The sequence below is a fragment of the Streptomyces sp. NPDC005141 genome, assembly GCF_053599975.1.
This window is the reverse complement of the sequence record NZ_JBSFYW010000014.1, coordinates 120809-138959: the sequence shown is the minus strand read 5'-3', so window position 1 is coordinate 138959 and position 18151 is coordinate 120809. Positions and strand designations below refer to the sequence as shown.

General features: G+C 71.8%; 12 protein-coding genes. 6 read left to right on the top strand and 6 right to left on the bottom strand.

The features are described from left to right. The first annotated feature begins 10 nt into the window (after positions 1-10). Positions 11-1156 carry an acyl-CoA dehydrogenase family protein gene (locus tag ACWD68_RS14265; RefSeq protein WP_451806713.1) on the top strand — a complete coding sequence of 382 codons (1146 nt, stop codon included), beginning with the start codon at positions 11-13 and terminating at the stop codon, positions 1154-1156. Continuing rightward, a complete protein-coding gene (locus ACWD68_RS14260; RefSeq protein WP_451806712.1) occupies positions 1156-2145 on the top strand; it encodes an acyl-CoA dehydrogenase family protein in 990 nt (329 codons plus the stop codon). Before ACWD68_RS14265 ends, ACWD68_RS14260 begins: the two co-directional genes overlap by 1 nt. On the opposite strand, the gene qcrB is transcribed toward ACWD68_RS14260, so the two are convergent. From qcrB to ACWD68_RS14245, 3 genes are all read right to left on the bottom strand, one after another. After that, positions 2120-3742, bottom strand: a complete 1623-nt coding sequence (gene qcrB, locus ACWD68_RS14255; RefSeq protein ID WP_451806711.1) for a cytochrome bc1 complex cytochrome b subunit — start codon at positions 3740-3742, stop codon at positions 2120-2122. The two genes, ACWD68_RS14260 and qcrB, sit on opposite strands and share 26 nt — an antisense overlap. A gap of 288 nt (positions 3743-4030) precedes the next feature. Then, on the bottom strand, positions 4031-4585 hold the full coding sequence (locus ACWD68_RS14250) for a HutD/Ves family protein (protein WP_451806710.1): 555 nt from the start codon (positions 4583-4585) through the stop codon (positions 4031-4033). Then, positions 4582-5301 carry a vWA domain-containing protein gene (locus ACWD68_RS14245; RefSeq protein ID WP_451806709.1) on the bottom strand — a complete coding sequence of 240 codons (720 nt, stop codon included), beginning with the start codon at positions 5299-5301 and terminating at the stop codon, positions 4582-4584. Before ACWD68_RS14245 ends, ACWD68_RS14250 begins: the two co-directional genes overlap by 4 nt. Before the next feature lie 171 nt (positions 5302-5472). Here ACWD68_RS14245 and ACWD68_RS14240 point away from each other — a divergent pair, with 171 nt between their 5' ends. Beyond that, the gene (locus ACWD68_RS14240) at positions 5473-6393 is read left to right on the top strand and encodes a rhomboid family intramembrane serine protease (protein ID WP_451806708.1); all 921 of its coding nucleotides are present in this window, start codon (positions 5473-5475) and stop codon (positions 6391-6393) included. Positions 6394-6705: 312 nt separating this feature from the next. Then, positions 6706-7605, top strand: coding sequence for a chitosanase (locus ACWD68_RS14235; RefSeq protein ID WP_451806707.1), 900 nt, complete (start codon positions 6706-6708; stop codon positions 7603-7605). Positions 7606-7843: 238 nt separating this feature from the next. Here ACWD68_RS14235 and ACWD68_RS14230 read toward each other — a convergent pair whose 3' ends face one another. The 3 genes from ACWD68_RS14230 to ACWD68_RS14220 form a co-directional block, all read right to left on the bottom strand. Next, complete coding sequence (locus tag ACWD68_RS14230) at positions 7844-9304, bottom strand: glutamate synthase subunit beta (protein ID WP_451806706.1); 1461 nt, start codon at positions 9302-9304, stop codon at positions 7844-7846. Continuing rightward, positions 9297-13889, bottom strand: coding sequence for a glutamate synthase large subunit (gene gltB, locus ACWD68_RS14225; protein ID WP_451806705.1), 4593 nt, complete (start codon positions 13887-13889; stop codon positions 9297-9299). The genes ACWD68_RS14230 and gltB overlap by 8 nt, the downstream gene beginning before the upstream one ends. A gap of 397 nt (positions 13890-14286) precedes the next feature. Next, on the bottom strand, positions 14287-15018 hold the full coding sequence (locus ACWD68_RS14220) for a VIT1/CCC1 transporter family protein (protein WP_451806704.1): 732 nt from the start codon (positions 15016-15018) through the stop codon (positions 14287-14289). A 272-nt stretch (positions 15019-15290) separates the two neighbouring features. Between ACWD68_RS14220 and ACWD68_RS14215 the strand changes: the two genes are divergently transcribed. Together ACWD68_RS14215 and ACWD68_RS14210 are read left to right on the top strand one after the other, a co-directional pair. Further along, positions 15291-16469: an ADP-ribosylglycohydrolase family protein gene (locus ACWD68_RS14215; protein ID WP_451806703.1), complete on the top strand. Its 1179-nt coding sequence runs from the start codon at positions 15291-15293 to the stop codon at positions 16467-16469. Positions 16470-16933: 464 nt separating this feature from the next. Continuing rightward, a complete protein-coding gene (locus ACWD68_RS14210) occupies positions 16934-18151 on the top strand; it encodes an ADP-ribosylglycohydrolase family protein (RefSeq protein WP_451806738.1) in 1218 nt (405 codons plus the stop codon).

Genomic DNA, 18151 nt, shown 5'->3' with positions numbered 1-18151 from the left:
GGTGCCGCCGATGGATCTCACCCGCTCGCCCGCCGACGAGGCGTTCCGCGCCGAGGCCCGCGCCTGGCTGGACGCCCATGTCCCGGCGGTGCCGCTGCCCTCCCTGGAGACCGCGGAGGGCTTCGCAGCGCACCGCGCGTGGGAGGCCGAACTGGCGGCGGACCGCTGGTCGGTGGTGTCGTGGCCGTCGGCGTACGGCGGCCGGGACGCGGACCTCGTGCGCTGGCTGGCCTTCGAGGAGGAGTACCACGCGGCGGGCGCGCCCGGCCGGGTCGGGCAGAACGGCATCAGCCTGCTCGCGCCGACCCTCTTCGACCACGGCACCCCGGAGCAACGGGAGCGCGTGCTGCCGCCGATGGCCACGGGCGAGGTGGTCTGGGCGCAGGCGTGGTCCGAACCGGAGGCGGGTTCGGACCTGGCCTCGCTGACCTCGCGGGCCGTGCGCGCGGACGGCGGCTGGCGCTTGAGCGGACAGAAGACCTGGTCGTCGCGGGCCGCGTTCGCCGACCGCGCCTTCGGCCTGTTCCGCAGCGAGCCCGGCCTGCCGAAACCCCATCAGGGCCTGACGTATCTGATGTTCGACCTGCGCGCGCCGGGCGTGACGGTCCGCCCCATCGGCCGGCTGGACGGCAGGCCGGCCTTCGCCGAGCTGTTCCTGGACGACGTGTTCGTGCCGGACGAGGACGTGATCGGCGAGCCGGGGCAGGGCTGGCGGGTGGCCATGTCGACGGCGGGCAACGAACGGGGGCTGACGCTGCGCTCTCCGGGTCGTTTCCTGGCCGCCGCCGACCGGCTGGCCGCGTTGTGGCGCACCCACGGCGACCCGTGCGACTCGGCTCTGCGCGACCGGGTGGCCGACGCGGTGATCGGTGCCCGCGCCTACCAGCTCTTCACGTACGCCAACGCCTCCCGGTTCCTCGAGGGCGGGAAGGTGGGCCCGGAGTCCAGCCTGAACAAGGTGTTCTGGTCGGAGCTCGACATCGCGCTGCACGAGACGGCGCTCGATCTGCTGGGTCCCGAGGGCGAGTTGGCGGACACCGAGTGGTCCGAGGGCCATGTCTTCTCGCTCGCGGGCCCGATCTACGCGGGCACCAACGAGATCCAGCGCGACATCATCGCCGAGCGGCTGCTCGGCCTCCCGAAAGGCCGCCGCTGATGCGATTCCTCCTCGACGCCGAACAGCGCGCCTTCGCCGCCTCCCTGGACGCGATGCTGGCGTCCGCGGACACGCCGTCGGCCGTGCGGGCGTGGGCGACCGGCGACCACGCGCCCGGCCGGGCCCTGTGGTCGCGGCTCGCCGAGGCGGGCGTCTTCGCGCTGGCCGTCCCGGAGGCGTACGAAGGGGTGGGGCTCCTGCCCGTCGAACTGGCGGTTTCCTTCGTGGAGCTGGGTCGGCACGCGGTGCCGGGTCCGGTGGTGGAGACGGTCGCCGCGGCCGTCCTGCTGGGCGAGCTGGGTGAGCCGGGACCGGCCGAGCGGCTGCTGCCGGGGCTGGCCTCGGGCAAGAGCGTCACCACCTTGGCCCCGGCCGGCGCGTACGCGCTCGACGCGGACGCGGCGGCGGCGCTGCTCGTCGTGGAGGGCGAGAACCTGCGCCTCGCGCCCGGCCACGGCCCGGTGCGCGCGTCCGTGGACCCCTCCAGGCGGCTCGCCCTGCCCGAGGCAGGCGGCGAACTCCTCGCCACCGGCCCGCACGTCACCCGCGCCGTCGGCCGGGCCCTGGCCTGGGCCCGGCTCGCCACCGCCGCCCAGGCCCTCGGCGTCGGTCTCGCGCTCCTCGACCGGACCGTCGCGTACGTCGGGCGGCGCACGCAGTTCGGGGTTCCCGTCGGCTCGTTCCAGGCGGTCAAGCACCGGCTCGCGGACGCGGCGATCGCCCTGGAGTTCGCGCGCCCGCTGCTGTTCGGGGCCGCCCTGGCGATGGCACCGGCCGACGTGGCGGCCGCGAAGGTCACGGCGGGCGAGGCCGCGTACACCGCGGCCCGGACCGCGTTGCAGCTGCACGGCGCGATCGGTTACACGGCCGAGTACGACCTGTCGCTCTGGTTCACCAAGGCCCGCGCCCTGCGGACGGCCTGGGGCACCCCGGCCGAGTGCAGGGCCGAGGCGCTGGCCGGTCTCAGTGGTGGTGGTCCTCGCTCGTGATCTCCCGGTACTCCTCGGCCGTCGGCTTCGGGATCCGGGTGCCGGGCCCGTACAGGGCGCGCGCCAGCCGGGCGCGCAGCCTGCGGGCCGGGCCGACCCGGCGGACCACGCCGTTCGCGTCGACCAGCGGACCCACCTCGTACGGCGGCTCCTGTTCGTGCTGGGTGAGGGTGAACCGCTGGGCCGGGGTGAGCGGTTCGTGGACCTCGACGTACTCGCCGTGCGGCAGGAGCTTGATGGTGCCGGACTCGCGTCCGTGCAACACCTTGTCGCGGTCGGCGTGTTGCAGTCCGAGGCAGATCCTCTTCGTGACGACGTAGGCGAGCGCGGGCCCGGCGAAGACGGCGACGCGGACGAACCAGGTGATCGCGTTGATCGACAGGTGGAAGTGGGTGGCCCACAGGTCGTTGCCGCCGCCGACCAGAAGGACGGCGTACAGCGTGAGCCAGGCGACGCCGAGTGCGGTGCGCGTGGGCACGTTGCGCGGCCGGTCCAGGATGTGGTGCTCGCGTCGGTCGCCGGTGACCCAGGCCTCGATGAACGGGTAGACGGCGATGGCGGCCATGATGAGCGGGAAGAGCGAGAAGGGGATGAAGACGCCCAACTGGAGTGTGTGGCCGAAGGCGTTGATCTCCCATCCCGGCATCACCCGGATCAGTCCCTCGGAGAAGCCGAGGTACCAGTCGGGCTGGGCGCCGGTGGTCACCAGGTCGGGGCGGTAGGGCCCGAAGGCCCACACCGGGTTGATGGTGGCGATCGCGCCCATGATCGACAGGACGCCGAAGACGAGGAAGAAGAAGCCGCCCGCCTTGGCCATGTAGACCGGCATGAACGGCATGCCGACGACCGACTTCTGGTCCCGTCCGGGCCCCGGGTACTGCGTGTGCTTGTGGTAGAAGACCAGGATCAGATGGGCGGCCACCAGGCCCAGCATGATGCCCGGCAGCAGCAGGACATGGATCGGGAAGAACCGCGGGATGATGTCGTGTCCCGGGAACTCCCCGCCGAAGAGGAAGAAGGAGATGTACGTCCCCACGACCGGGATCGACAGGATGGCGCCCTGTGCGAAGCGGACGCCGGTGCCGGAGAGCAGGTCGTCGGGGAGCGAGTAGCCGGTCAGGCCGGTGAGGAGGCCGAGCATCAACAGGGTCCAGCCGAAGAGCCAGTTGACCTCGCGCGGCTTGCGGAACGCGCCGGTGAAGAACACCCGCATCATGTGCACGAGCATCCCGGCCAGGAAGACGAGCGCCGCCCAGTGGTGGATCTGCCGGATCAGCAGTCCGCCGCGCACGTCGAAGCTGATGTCGAGCGTGGACTCGTACGCCCGCGTCATGACGATGCCGTTCAGCGGCCCGTACGAGCCGTGGTAGACGACCTCGACGCCGCTGGGCTCGAAGAACAGGGTGAGATACACACCGGTGATGATCAGGACGAGGAAGCTGTAGAGGCAGACCTCGCCCAGCATGAACGACCAGTGGTCCGGGAAGACCTTGCGCATATTGGCCCTGGCCAGCGAGTAGAGGCCCAGCCGTCCGTCGGCCCAGTCGGCCAGCCGCTCCCCCTTGGCCGTCCCGGCCCGCCGCTCGCGCAGACTCATAGGCCCGCCTCCTCGGCCCCCAGGGTGGCACGCCCCTCGCGGGAAGCCAACGGTGCGACGGAGAAGGGGAGTTGTCCCGCCCCCTCCGCCCCTACCCGTCCCTATCCGGGGGCTGCGCCCCCAGACCCCCGCTTCGGCCTGACGGCCTTGTCCTCAATCGCCGGACGGGCTGGGACTTTCCAGCGCCGGACACGAACAGTTCAGCCCCTCCGGCGTTTGAGGAGCGGGGGGTCCGGGGGCAGCGCCCCCGGGTACGGGACGGGTAGGGGCGGAGGGGGCGAAACCCGCCTATGGGTCGACGCGGATCACCGCGACCGGACCTGCCCCCCGGAGTGCGGCGGGCTCCGCCGTGAGCAGGGCCGCGTCGTAGCGGCCGAGGGACAGCCCCGCGACCTGCGCGGATGCGCCGAGCGCGACGACCAGCACGGCCGGCCCGCCAGGAACGGGCACCCCGTTCCTGGGGAACAGGACGTCGACGCCCGGCACCGGCGAACCACCCCGGTTCCACATGACGTTGAGGTTCACGACCGGCCCCCCGAGCAGCCGGCAACCGGTGGGCAGGTCACCGGGAAAGCGCTGGGGCACGTACGGGGTGTCGACGAGCCGGCGGTCGTCCCCGACGGTCAGGTCCATCCCGGCGCCCTCGACCATGGTGAGGATCCGCTCCACCCCGGTGAAGGAGGAGAAGGGCCCGTCGGCGCCGACGTCGGCGAGACTCACCCGCCACGCGAAGCCGGACATGTCCGCGCCCTCGGGTCGGACGACGATCTCCCGGGTGACCCCGCCGCCGTTCTTCCAGGGCACGGCGGTCCGGCCGGCGGCGGGCAGGAGGTGTGCGCTCACGAGACGATCCCGCGGGCCCGCGCCGCCGCCAGCCACTGCGGGAATTCCGCGACCATCCGGTCGTACAGCTCCCCGTCGCTCACCTTCCGCGGATCCGAACCGGCGTGGAAGAAACCGGCGTTGTCGACGACCCGCTTCTGCGGCACCGCCAACTCGTCGAGCTTGCGCAGGAACTCGAACTGCCGGCTGCCCGGGTCGCCGAACCCGATGAACTGCCAGAACAGCGGCAGCCGGGCCGCCTTGCACAAGTACCGTTCGGCGGCGAGCTTGTTGATCGGCCCCCCGTCGGTCTGGAAGACGACGAGGGCCGGGGCCTTGGAGCCGCTGTCGAGGTAGTGGTCGATGACGGCGTCCATGGCGAGGTGGTAGCTGGTCCTGCCCATGTGCCCGAGCCCGGCCGCGATCCGTTCGATCCTCCCCCGGTGGTTGTCGAGCGCGATGTCGGTGACCGCGTCGACGTCCGTGGAGAAGAAGACGACCGGGACGGTTCCGTCGTCGTCGAGATGGGCGGACAGACCGAGCACACGGTCGGCGAGGGCCTGCACGCTGCCGTCGTCGTAGTACGGCTTCATCGACCCCGAGTAGTCGACGACCAGGTACACGGCGGCCTGTTGCCCGCTCAGCCCGTGCTTGGTGAGGGAGACCCCGGCGCTCTTGTACGGGCCGACCAGCGCGGGCGCGGTCTCCTCGACCTTGGTGAGGCTGATTCCGGCCATGCGGGGCTCCCGTCGCGCGAGGGTTCGGAACGCCGAGATTACGTCACGGTGTTGGCCCGGCCGCTTCACGGACCCTGCTGTTCCCTGCCGACGGGCCGGTTGGCTATTTTGATCATCGCCGTCCCCACCGGCTCGCTGTTTCCCTTCCCCGCGCTTTCCGAGGAGCCGGCCGTGGAGTCCGAGTCCGCCGTCACCACCTGCTACCGCCACCCCAAGGTGGAGTCCCATGTGCGCTGTACCAGGTGCGACCGCTACATATGCCCCAGCTGCATGCGCGAGGCGGCCGTCGGCCACCAGTGCGTGGAGTGTGTGAAGGAGGGCGCGAAGTCCGTCCGGCAGGCCCGCACCGCCTTCGGCGGCCGGATCTCGACGGTGCCCATGGTGACGTACGTCCTCATCGGCCTCAATGTGCTGGCCTATCTGGCCGAACTGCTGCGCTCGTCGGTCGTGGACCGGTTCGAGATGCTCGGCGCCGGCCTGGTGGGCACGGACGGGGCGCACTATCTCTGGCAGGCCGTGCACACCCCGGACTACCACCCGGAGGGCGTCGTCGACGGGGAGTGGTACCGGCTGCTGACCGGTGCGTTCCTGCACATGCCGCCCACCGAGGGCACGTTCGGGATCGCGCACATCGTGATGAACATGTTCGCCCTGTGGAACATCGGCAGGATCGTCGAGACCCAGCTGGGCCGGGTCCGTTACCTCGCCCTGTATCTGCTGTCGGCGCTCGGCGGCTCGGTCCTCGTGCTGCTGATCGCACCGGACGAGGCCACGGTCGGCGCGTCGGGCGCGATCTTCGGCCTCGGTGCCGCGTACTACGTGATGGCCCGCCGGCTCGGCGCGGACATGGGGAACGTCAACCGGTTCATGGCGGGCCTGCTGATCTGGCTGCTGATCTCGGCGGGGCTCACGTCCTGGCAGGGCCATCTGGGCGGCCTGCTGGCGGGCGGTGTCGTGACGGCGGCCTTCGCCCACGCTCCCCGGGACCGGCGGCGGGCGCCGGTACAGGCGGCCGTGTGCGTGGGGCTTCTCGCGCTGCTGGTCGTTCTCGCGGTCCTGAAGGCGTCGGCACTGCGGAACGGCGCCGTGTAGTCCCGGCACCGGACGGCCGCCGGGCCCGGTGCGGCACGGACCGAGGGCCCCGTCCGAGGGCGCGGGCGGACGGCGCAGGCCGCGGCCCAGGGGCCGGAGAGCGGGGCGGACGGCGGGTGCGACAGCGCCACGGGCCGCCGCGCCCGGCGCTGCCCGGTCAGCGCCCGGTGGCCCTGTCCTGGACGCCGAGCCTGCCGCGCTCCGGGGGCGCACGCGTGGCGTGCCCGGGGGCGCACAGCGCGTATCGGGCCGCGCACGTGTGGCCTACCCGGGCAGCGCGTCCGTACGCCACCCCTGCGTACCCTGTGCGTCATGAAACGAGCGGGTTGCCTGGTGTTCGCCGTCGTCCCCGTCCTGGTCACGGCGGCGGTCTACTTCGCCACGCCCGAGCACCCGGCCACGGCCGACGCCAAGCGCCCGGCGTCCGTGTCGCAGCAGGCCCGCGAGAAGGCCAAGGCCGACGCCGAGCGGGCGGCCGACGCCGAGGTCGTCGCCGATCTGCCGCCGGGCCTCGCCGCTCCCCGGATGAAGGAGCTGGCCCAGCAGCTCGTGGCCAGTGCCGAGAACTCCACGCTGAAGTGGCACGAGGCGTACGGCTACGTCGAGGACATCGGTGACGGCCAGGGCTACACGGCGGGCATCGTCGGCTTCTGCACCGGCACCCACGACCTGCTCACCCTCGTCGAGCGGTACACCAAGGCGCACCCGGACAACGGGCTCGCCCGCTATCTCCCGGCCCTGCGCGAGGTCGACGGCACGGACTCCCACGAGGGACTGGACCCGGGATTCCCCGCGGCCTGGCGCCACGAGGCCACGGTCGCCGCCTTCCGCGAGGCCCAGGACTCCGAACGCGACCGGGTGTACTTCGACCCCGCCGTCCGGCTCGCCAAGCTCGACGGGCTCGGCACGCTCGGCCAGTTCATCTACTACGACGCCATGGTGCTGCACGGGCCCGGCACCGGCGACCACAGCTTCTACGGGCTGCGCGAGCACGCCATGCGTGAGGCCGACCTCCCGTCCGAGGGCGGCGACGAGAAGTCGTACCTCGACATCTTTCTGGACATCCGTCGCGAGGCGATGAAGTCCAAGAACCCGGACCGCGACACCACCCGCATCGACACGGCCCAGCGCCAGTTCCTCTACGACGGGAACCTCGGCCTGGACACACCGCTGGAGTGGAAGGTGTACGGCGAGACCTACCGCGTGCCGTAGCGCGGGACCTCGCCGCGTCCGGCTGCCGCGTCCGGCTCTGCGCAGTCGACCCCAGCGACACACTCAGGCCCTCAGGCCCTCAGGCCCTCGGGCGCAGTGGACCCCAGAAAAGCACGCGGGCATGCGGCGGCGCCTGCCAGGTCGTCCGGTCGGGGACAGTGAGGCAGGCGCCGTCTCGTGTTCCGTACGCCTTTGTACGGGACGTTTTCGAGTGACCGTCAGGTCACGGTTCCCCGGGTCAGACCATCAGCGAACGGTCCGTCGGGCGGATCGGGGCCGGCAGGTCGCTCGCCCCGGTGAGGAAGCGGTCGACGCCGCGGGCGGCCGAGCGGCCCTCCGCGATGGCCCAGACGATGAGGGACTGGCCGCGGCCCGCGTCACCGGCAACGTACACGCCGGGAACGTTGGTCGCGAAGTCCGCGTCGCGGGCGATGTTGCCGCGCGCGTCGAGCTCCAGGCCGAACTGGGAGACCACGCCGTTCTCGACGTCCGTGCCGGTGAAGCCCATGGCCAGCGTCACCAGCTGGGCGGGGATCTTGCGCTCCGTGCCCGGCTTCTGGTTCAGCTTGCCGCCGACGAACTCGACCTCGACGAGGTGCAGCCACTGGACGTTGCCGTCCTCGTCGCCCTCGAAGTGGGTGGTGTTGACGGAGTAGACCCGCTCACCGCCCTCCTCGTGCGCGGAGGTGACCTTGTAGAGCATCGGGAACGTCGGCCAGGGCTGGCCCGGGTTCCGGTCCTCGCCCGGCCGCGGCATGATCTCCAGCTGCGTGACCGAGGCCGCGCCCTGACGGTGGGCGGTGCCCACACAGTCCGCGCCCGTGTCGCCGCCGCCGATGACCACGACGTGCTTGCCCTCGGCCGTGATCGGGGGCGCCACGAAGTCGCCCTCCTGCACCTTGTTGGCCAGCGGCAGGTACTCCATGGCCTGGTGGATGCCGTTCAGCTCCCGCCCGGGGACGGGGAGGTCACGGGCGGTCGTCGCGCCGGCGGCGATGACCACGGCGTCGTACCGCTTGCGCAGGTCCGTCGCCTTGAGGTCGCGGCCGATCTCGATGCCCGTGCGGAAGCGGGTGCCCTCCGCGCGCATCTGCTCGATGCGGCGGTTGATGTGCCGCTTCTCCATCTTGAACTCGGGGATGCCGTAGCGCAGCAGGCCGCCGACGCGGTCGGCGCGCTCGTACACCGCGACCGTGTGACCGGCGCGCGTGAGCTGCTGGGCGGCGGCGAGACCGGCGGGACCGGAGCCGATGACGGCGACGGTCTTGCCCGACAGGCGCTCGGGGATCTGCGGGGCGACGTCGCCCGTGTCCCACGCCTTGTCGATGATCGAGACCTCGACGTTCTTGATGGTCACGGCGGGCTGGTTGATGCCGAGCACACACGCCGACTCGCACGGGGCGGGGCACAGCCGGCCCGTGAACTCCGGGAAGTTGTTGGTGGCGTGCAGCCGCTCGGAGGCGGCCTGCCAGTCCTCGCGGTAGGCGTAGTCGTTCCACTCGGGGATCAGGTTCCCCAGCGGACAGCCGTTGTGACAGAACGGGATGCCGCAGTCCATGCAGCGCGAGGCCTGCTTGGAGATGATCGGGAGCAGCGAGCCCGGAACGTAGACCTCGTTCCAGTCCTTGAGGCGCTCCTCGACCGGCCGGGACCTGGCGACCTCACGGCCGTGGTTCAGAAAGCCCTTGGGATCAGCCATTGGTCGCCGCCTCCATCATCTTCTCGGTGATCTCGGACTCGTTGAGTCCGGCTCGCTCGGCGGCGTCCTTGGCGGCGAGCACTGCCTTGTACGTGCTGGGAATGATCTTGCTGAAGCGGTCCACGGACACGGACCACTCGGCGAGCAGCTTCTCGGCGACCGTCGAAGCGGTCTCCTCCGCGTGCCGGCGCACGACGTCGTGCAGCCACTGCTTGTCGGTGTCGTCGAGCTGTTCGACGGCGTCCACGTTGCCGACGTTCACGTTGTCGCGGTCGAGGTCGATCACGTAGGCGACACCGCCGGACATGCCGGCCGCGAAGTTGCGGCCCGTCTCGCCGAGGACGACCGCGTGACCGCCGGTCATGTACTCGCAGCCGTGGTCGCCCACGCCCTCGGAGACCACCGTCGCGCCGGAGTTGCGGACGCAGAAGCGCTCGCCGGTGCGGCCGCGCAGGAAGAGCTCGCCGCCCGTTGCGCCGTACGCGATGGTGTTGCCCGCGATGGTCGAGAACTCGGCGAGGTGGTCGGCGCCCCGGTCGGGACGGACGATCACCCGGCCGCCGGAGAGGCCCTTGCCGACGTAGTCGTTGGCGTCGCCCTCCAGGCGCAGCGTGACGCCGCGCGGCAGGAAGGCGCCGAAGGACTGGCCGGCCGAGCCCGTGAAGGTGATGTCGATGGTGTCGTCGGGCAGACCCGCGCCACCGAACTTCTTCGTCACCTCGTGGCCGAGCATGGTGCCGACCGTGCGGTTGATGTTGCGGATCGCCACCTGGGCGCGGACCGGCTGGGCGTCGGTCGCGGAGTCCGCGGCCAGCGCGTCGGCGGCCAGCTTGATCAGCTCGTTGTCGAGCGCCTTCTCCAGGCCGTGGTCCTGCTCGATGACCTGGTGCAGCGCCGCGCCCTCGGGCAGTTCGGGCACGTAGAAGAGCGGGGACAGGTCCAGGCCCTGCGCCTTCCAGTGGGTGATGGCGCGCTCCACGTTGAGGTTCTCGGCGTGACCGACGGCCTCTTCGATGGTGCGGAAGCCGAGCTCGGCGAGGATCTCGCGGACCTCTTCGGCGATGAACTTGAAGAAGTTGACGATGTACTCGGCCTTGCCGGCGAACCGCTCGCGCAGCACCGGGTTCTGCGTGGCGATGCCGACCGGGCAGGTGTCCAGGTGACAGACGCGCATCATGACGCAGCCGGAGACGACGAGCGGCGCGGTCGCGAAACCGAACTCCTCGGCGCCGAGCAGCGCGGCGATGACGACGTCGCGGCCCGTCTTGAGCTGGCCGTCGGTCTGCACGACGATGCGGTCGCGCAGGCCGTTGAGCAGCAGGGTCTGCTGGGTCTCGGCGAGGCCGAGCTCCCAGGGTCCGCCCGCGTGCTTGAGGGAGGTCAGCGGGGAGGCACCCGTTCCGCCGTCGTGGCCGGAGATCAGGACGACGTCCGCGTGGGCCTTGGAGACACCCGCTGCGACCGTGCCGACGCCGACCTCGGAGACCAGCTTCACGTGGATGCGGGCCTGCGGGTTGGCGTTCTTGAGGTCGTGGATCAGCTGAGCCAGGTCCTCGATGGAGTAGATGTCGTGGTGCGGCGGCGGGGAGATCAGACCGACACCCGGGGTCGAGTGACGGGTCTTGGCCACCCACGGGTAGACCTTGTGGCCGGGCAGCTGGCCGCCCTCGCCGGGCTTGGCGCCCTGGGCCATCTTGATCTGGATGTCGTCGGCGTTGACGAGGTACTCGCTGGTGACACCGAAGCGGCCGGAGGCGACCTGCTTGATGCTGGAGCGGCGCGCCGGGTCGTACAGCCGGTCCGCGTCCTCGCCGCCCTCACCGGTGTTGGACTTGCCGCCCAACTGGTTCATGGCGATGGCGAGGGTCTCGTGCGCCTCCTTGGAGATGGAGCCGTACGACATGGCGCCGGTCGAGAAGCGCTTGACGATCTCGGAGACGGGCTCGACCTCGTCGAGGGAGATCGAGGTGCGGTCCGAGGTGAAGCCGAACAGGCCGCGCAGCGTCATCAGCCGCTCGGACTGCTCGTTCACGCGGTCCGTGTACTTCTTGAAGATCTCGTAGCTGCCGGAGCGCGTCGAGTGCTGGAGGCGGAAGACCGTCTCCGGGTCGAACAGGTGGGGCTCGCCCTCGCGGCGCCACTGGTACTCGCCGCCTATGTCCAGGGCGCGGTGCGCCGGCGCGATGCCGGAGGCCGGGTAGGCCTTGGCGTGCCGGGCGGCGACCTCCTTGGCGATGACGTCGAGACCGGCGCCGCCGATCTTGGTGGTCGTGCCGTTGAAGTACTTCTCGACGAAGGCCCGCTCCAGGCCGACGGCCTCGAAGACCTGGGCGCCGCGGTAGGAGGCGACGGTCGAGATGCCCATCTTGGACATGACCTTCAGGACGCCCTTGCCGAGCGCGTAGATCAGGTTGCGGATGGCCTGCTCGGGCTCGATGCCCTGGAGGAAGGTGCCGGCGCGGACCAGGTCCTCGACGGACTCCATGGCCAGGTAGGGGTTGACCGCTGCGGCGCCGAAGCCGATGAGCAGGGCGACGTGGTGGACCTCGCGGACGTCACCGGCCTCGACCAGCAGGCCCACCTGGGTGCGCTGCTTGGTGCGGATGAGGTGGTGGTGGACGGCCGCGGTGAGCAGCAGCGACGGGATCGGCGCGTGCTCGGCGTCGGAGTGACGGTCCGACAGGACGATCAGCCGGGCGCCGTTCTCGATGGCGGCGTCGGCCTCGGTGCAGATCTCCTCGATGCGGGCGGCGAGGGATTCGCCGCCGCCGGAGACCCGGTACAGGCCGGACAGCGTCGCGGCCTTCATGCCGGGCATGTCGCCGTCGGCGTTGATGTGGATGAGCTTGGCCAGCTCGTCGTTGTCGATCACCGGGAAGGGCAGGGTGACGCTTCGACAGGAGGCGGCCGTCGGCTCCAGCAGGTTGCTCGCCGGACCGAGGGAGGAGCGCAGGGAGGTGACCAGTTCCTCGCGGATCGCGTCCAGCGGCGGGTTGGTGACCTGGGCGAACAGCTGGGTGAAGTAGTCGAAGAGGAGACGCGGGCGCTGCGAGAGCGCGGCGATCGGCGAGTCGGTGCCCATGGAGCCGAGCGGCTCACCGGCGGTGTTGGCCATCGGCGCGAGGATGATCCGCAGCTCTTCCTCGGTGTAGCCGAAGGTCTGCTGGCGGCGGGTGACCGAGGCGTGGGTGTGCACGATGTGCTCGCGCTCGGGGAGGTCGGAGAGCTCGATCTCGCCGGCTTCCAGCCACTCGGCGTAAGGCTTCTCGGCGGCGAGACCGGCCTTGATCTCGTCGTCCTCGATGATGCGGTGCTCGACGGTGTCGACGAGGAACATCTTGCCGGGCTGGAGGCGGCCCTTGCGGACGACCTTGGCGGGGTCGATGTCGAGGACGCCGACCTCGGAACCGAGGACGACGAGACCCTCGTCGGTGACCCAGTAGCGGCCGGGGCGCAGACCGTTGCGGTCGAGGACCGCGCCGACCTGGGTGCCGTCGGTGAAGGTGACACAGGCCGGGCCGTCCCAGGGCTCCATCATCGTGGAGTGGAACTGGTAGAAGGCGCGCCGGGCCGGGTCCATGGATGCGTGGTTCTCCCACGCCTCCGGGATCATCATCAGCACGGAGTGCGGGAGCGAGCGGCCGCCGAGGTGCAGGAGTTCGAGCACCTCGTCGAAGGAGGCCGAGTCGGAGGCGTCCGGCGTGCAGACGGGGAAGACCCGCTCCAGGCCCTTGTCCCCGAACAGGTCCGAGACCAGCTGGGACTCGCGGGCGACCATCCAGTTGCGGTTGCCCTTGACCGTGTTGATCTCGCCGTTGTGCGCGACGAAGCGGTACGGGTGGGCGAGCGGCCAGCTCGGGAAGGTGTTGGTGGAGAAGCGGGAGTGCACGAGCGCGATCGCGGAGGCGAAGCGGCGGTCGGACAGGTCCGGGAAGAAGGGCTCCAGCTGGCCGGTGGTCAGCATGCCCTTGTAGACGATGGTCCGCGCGGACAGCGACGGGAAGTAGACACCGGCCTCGCGCTCGGCGCGCTTGCGCAGCACGAAAGCGGTGCGGTCGAGGTCGATGCCCTGGCTCGCGTTGTCGCTCACGAAGATCTGGCGGAAGGCGGGCATCGTCGAGCGGGCGGTGGCGCCGAGGAGTCCGGGGGCGACCGGGACCTCGCGCCAGCCGAGGACGGTGAGGCCCTCTTCGGCGGCGATCGTCTCGATACGTGAGACGGCGTCGGCCGTGCCGTCCTCGGGGAGGAAGGCGATGCCTACCGCGTACGCGCCGGCTGCGGGAAGTTCGAATCCGGCCACTTCGCGGAAGAAGGCGTCCGGGACCTGGGAGAGGATGCCCGCGCCGTCGCCCGAGTCGGGCTCGGAGCCGGTGGCACCGCGGTGTTCCAGGTTGCGCAGAACGGTGAGCGCCTGCTCGACCAGCACGTGGCTCGCCTCGCCGGTGAGGGTGGCCACGAAGCCGACGCCACAGGCGTCGTGCTCGTTGCGGGGGTCGTACATACCCTGCGCAGCAGGGCGAGCATCCATGAAGGACCACTTCTGGTCGTTCGTGGAGTGCTGGGACGGCTGGCGCGGCGTACGCATCGGCTCTCCCGTCGTCGTCGGGGCGGGGGGTCCCTCCCAGGCCCTTGGGGCTCAGGGGGGAGACATCTGCCGAGGGACGACGTTGGCCCTCTGTTGGTGCAAAATTTCGTGCAGGTTACATGATGGAGCGATTCTCGGGAACCGGATACCGCGTTCCAACATGCGGACACCACGGGCGGCGGCGGGGGTACCGCGCTCAGCGGTGGAAAGTATGGGGACCTAAGCGGACAGATCAATGACCGTCGGCCCGGTTCGCGGCAGAGATCGTGATCCGCCGCGAGGAGTGCGGAGCAGGCGTCATTGCCTGCGGCGCTTACGGCTCATGCCCAGTGGTTAAGGAATCGAAACCGCCGGGTAACGACTACTTATGCAGTCCCGTGCATAGGTGATCGAGGCCTCATCCTACGGCCGCACCGAACAGACTGCCCAGGGCGTACGTCACACCCGCCGCGGCACCGCCGAGAGCGAGCTGCCGCAGCCCGCTGAACCACCAGGAACGCGCGGTCACCCTGGCCACCACGGCACCGCACGCGAAGAGGCCGAACATCGCCAGCAGCAGCGCCGGCCACAGCACGGTCGCGCCCAGCAGATACGGCAGTACGGGGAGCAGGGCGCCCAGCGCGAAGGAGCCGAAGCTGGACACGGCGGCGACAGCCGGGGAGGGCAGGTCGCCGGGGTCTATGCCGAGCTCCTCGCGCGCGTGGATCTCCAGGGCCTGCTCGGGATCGCGGGAGAGCTGCCGGGCGACCTCCCGGGCCAGCTCGGGCTCGACGCCGCGGGCCTCGTACAGCGCGGCCAGCTCGCGCTCCTCGTCCTTGGGGTGCTTGCGCAGCTCCCGCCGCTCGACATCGAGTTCCGCCTCGACGAGCTCGCGCTGCGAGGCGACGGAGGTGTACTCACCGGCGGCCATCGAGAAGGCGCCGGCGGCCAGGCCCGCGAGCCCGGTGATGACGATCGTCTGCTGGGAGACGGAACCGCCGGCCACACCGGTCATCAGGGCGAGGTTGGAGACCAGGCCGTCCATCGCGCCGAACACCGCCGGGCGCAGCCATCCGCCACTCACATCCCGGTGGGTGTGGTTGTCGCGGTGCGCCTCGTGCAGCGTCGCCTCGGTCTCGATGAGCGCCATACCGGTCCCCCAGGGTGCTTGATTGGACTGTTTCCACTTTTTGACAACTACGAAAGTACGCTTCGAATTTCGTCGCCGCCAGCAAGGAAAGGCTGCGCTAACCTGCACTTTTACCTTTTGACGCTCATCCGTGGCATGTCATGCACATATGTCGACCGGGTGACAGTGAGGCCCGCGAGGCTCCTGTCAACCGCCAAGGTGGGACAGATCCGCAAAGGGTTCCGCGCACCGCATTCCGCGCACCGGCAGGGGCCCTGAGAGGAGAGGCACGTATGGCTTCCATCGCCTGCATTCCCTCGGCCCCGGCACCCGGGAACGCCGCCGGTCTCCGCGACCGGGCGCGCGGCGCACTGCTCGGACTCGCCGTCGGGGACGCGCTGGGCGCACCCGCCGAGAACATGAAGCCGTCGGAGATCCGCGCCAAGTGGGGCCGGATCACCGGGTACGTCGCCGAGCATCCGGCCGGTACGGACGACACCGAGTACGCGATCTTCTCGGGGCTGCTGCTGGCCCGGCACGGCTCGGCGCTGACCGTGGCGCACGTCGAGTCGGCCTGGCACCAGTGGATCGCGGACCGCGACGAGGGGCCGTTCCGCGGCGCCGGTTTCAGCGAGCGCGGCACGCTGGAGAACCTCCGGCGGGGTCTCGCGGCGCCCATCTCCGCCCAGCACCGGCACGCCTGGAGCGACGGCCTCGCCATGCGCGCGGCCCCCTTCGGCGTCTTCGCGGCCGGCCGGCCCGCCGAGGCGGCCCGGCTCGTGGCGATCGACGGCTCGGTGAGTCACGACGGCGAGGGCATCTACGGCGGCCAGGCGGTCGCGGCGGGGGTCGCCGCCGCGATGGCGGGCGCTCCCACCATCGCGGTCGTCGCGTCCGCCCTGGCCGTCATCCCGGACGACTCCTGGACGGCCCGCTCACTGCGCCGCGCGGTCGCGGTGGCGCACCGCGGCGAGCGGGCGGTGCGCTCCGCGGTGGTGATCGGCGGCTACCCGTGGACCGATCTGGCCCCCGAGGCCGTGGCCCTCGCCTTCGGCGCCTACGCGGCGGCGGACGGGGCGTTCACCGAGTCGGTCCTCACCGCGGTGAACATGGGCCGCGACGCCGACACGACGGCCGCGGTGGCCGGAGCACTGGCGGGCGCGACCCGGGGCGTGTCCTCGATCCCGGCCGCCTGGGCGGCGGCCATCGGACCGGCCCGCGGCACCTGCCTCCCCTCCATGGAGGGCCACCACATCCTGGACGTGGCGGAACTGCTGACGCCGGAGGACGAGGAGAAGTGGGGCGCGGGAGGCCGCGTACCGCCCGCCCCGGACGCGTACGTCGTCACCGCTCCGGAGGCGTACGCCGTCACGGCCCCGGACGCGTACGTCGTCACCGCCTCGGACGCCTACGTCCTTTCGGACCCGGACGCCTGGGAGCCGGCCGCCGGTGACGACGAGGTGCGCTCATGAGCCCCGGCCTGGCAGGCGACGAGTCCGGCCCGGCGACGGGCGAGGGCGCCGCGTCGGCGCCGCCCCCCGAACCGTCACCGCCCGCCCCGGCGGAGACGGACGGGCCGCCCCGGAGCACCCTCGCACCCCGCACACCGGCACCGGTACCTGCAGCCGGCACCGGGGAGCCGGGGCCGGTGGCCCTCGTGACGGCGGCGGACCCGGCGGCGCCCACCGAGGAACCCGAGCCGGTGACACTCGCGGCAGAGGCCGGCCCGGCGGCACTCACCGTGGATGCCACGCCGGTACCCCTCACCGCGGGAGCGGACCCGGCGGCACTCGCGGCGGGCGCCCAGCCGGTGGCACTCGCCGAAGGCGGACAACCGGCCGCGCTCGCCGGGCGCGCCTGCCCGGTGGCGGTCGGCGGGGCCACGGAGCCAGGGGGGCTCGTCGGGGCGGCCGGGCCGGTGGCGGGTGGTGGTGAGGTGGCCCGGGAGCGGGGGATCTCTTCGGGGGAAGTGCCCGTGGAAGCGGGCGCGCGCCGTATCGAAGGGCTGCTCCTCGGACTGGCCGCGGGCGACGCCGCGGGCTGGCCCGCCGCACGGCACCGGGCCGCGCGGATGCCCGAGTGGACCCGGCGGCTGACCCGCGAGCTGGACACCTTCGCGGAGCAGAACGCGACGACGACCCTGCCCGTGCCGATCGCGCTGAACCAGCCGCCGGAGCCGTTGCGGCTCGGCCCGTCGGACGACGCCGAGTGGGCGGCGTTCGCGGCGGAGGCCGTGCTCCGGGCCGGGGAGACCGCGGCACTCGGGGACCTGAGCCGCGAGCGCAGGATGCGCGCGTCCATCGACCTGTCCTGGAACGCCGTCGCCAGCGAGGTCGCCGCCGCGGCGGATCGCGCCCCCGAGGTCGAGTCCGCCCTGCTCCCGCTGCGCGCCCGGATCTCCGTGCGCGCCGGACTCGGCAACCTCGCCACCGGTCTGCGCCCGCCCGCCACCGGCCACGACAACCCCCACTACTTCGACGACGCGGCCTGCGTACGGGCCTGCGTGCTCGCCGTGGCACACCCGGGAGACCCCCGACTCGCCGCGGAACTCGCCGAGTTCGACGCCCGCTACACCCAGGACGGCGACGGTGTGCACGGCGCCCGCGCAATGGCCGCCGCCGTGTCGCTCGCCCTCGCCGGGCACTCCGCCGCCGTCTGCGTGGACGCCGCCCTCGCGGAACTGCCCGCCACGACGGAGATCGGCCGCAACGCCCGCCACGCCCTCACCCTGGCCCGCGAAAGCGAGAGCACCTTCGCCCTGGTCCCCCTGCTGGAGCATCAGATCGTCGACCACGTCTACAGCTACGGCATCGCGGCGGCCGAGACCGTCCCCGTCGCCCTTGCCCTGACCCTGGCCGCGCGCGGCCGGATCGCCGAGGCGGTGCCCGCCGCCGCGTGCCTGTCCCGGGTCGCCGACTCGGCCCCCGCCCTGGCCGGGGCGCTCACCGGGGCGCTCGGCGGCGCCGCCGCGATCCCCGCCTCCTGGCGCGACGCCTGCCGCACCCTGTCCGGCTGCGCGCTGCCCCGTCTGACGGGGACGGATCTCATCGGACTCGCCGAACTCCTCGAGGCGACGGGATTCGCCGACCCACTCGAGGCGACGGGACTCGCCGACCCGCTCGATTCCCCGGAACTGACTGCCCCAGAGGGATGA

What these genes read in the sequence shown, in the direction of transcription:
- ACWD68_RS14265 (WP_451806713.1), top strand. Translation starts at nt 11, where the DNA reads ATGGATCTCACCCGCTCGCCCGCCGACGAGGCGTTCCGCGCCGAGGCC.
- ACWD68_RS14260 (WP_451806712.1), top strand. Translation starts at nt 1,156, where the DNA reads ATGCGATTCCTCCTCGACGCCGAACAGCGCGCCTTCGCCGCCTCCCTG.
- qcrB (WP_451806711.1), bottom strand. Translation starts at nt 3,742, where the DNA reads ATGAGTCTGCGCGAGCGGCGGGCCGGGACGGCCAAGGGGGAGCGGCTG.
- ACWD68_RS14245 (WP_451806709.1), bottom strand. Translation starts at nt 5,301, where the DNA reads ATGGCCGGAATCAGCCTCACCAAGGTCGAGGAGACCGCGCCCGCGCTG.
- ACWD68_RS14235 (WP_451806707.1), top strand. Translation starts at nt 6,706, where the DNA reads ATGAAACGAGCGGGTTGCCTGGTGTTCGCCGTCGTCCCCGTCCTGGTC.
- ACWD68_RS14230 (WP_451806706.1), bottom strand. Translation starts at nt 9,304, where the DNA reads ATGGCTGATCCCAAGGGCTTTCTGAACCACGGCCGTGAGGTCGCCAGG.
- gltB (WP_451806705.1), bottom strand. Translation starts at nt 13,889, where the DNA reads ATGCGTACGCCGCGCCAGCCGTCCCAGCACTCCACGAACGACCAGAAG.
- ACWD68_RS14220 (WP_451806704.1), bottom strand. Translation starts at nt 15,018, where the DNA reads ATGGCGCTCATCGAGACCGAGGCGACGCTGCACGAGGCGCACCGCGAC.
- ACWD68_RS14215 (WP_451806703.1), top strand. Translation starts at nt 15,291, where the DNA reads ATGGCTTCCATCGCCTGCATTCCCTCGGCCCCGGCACCCGGGAACGCC.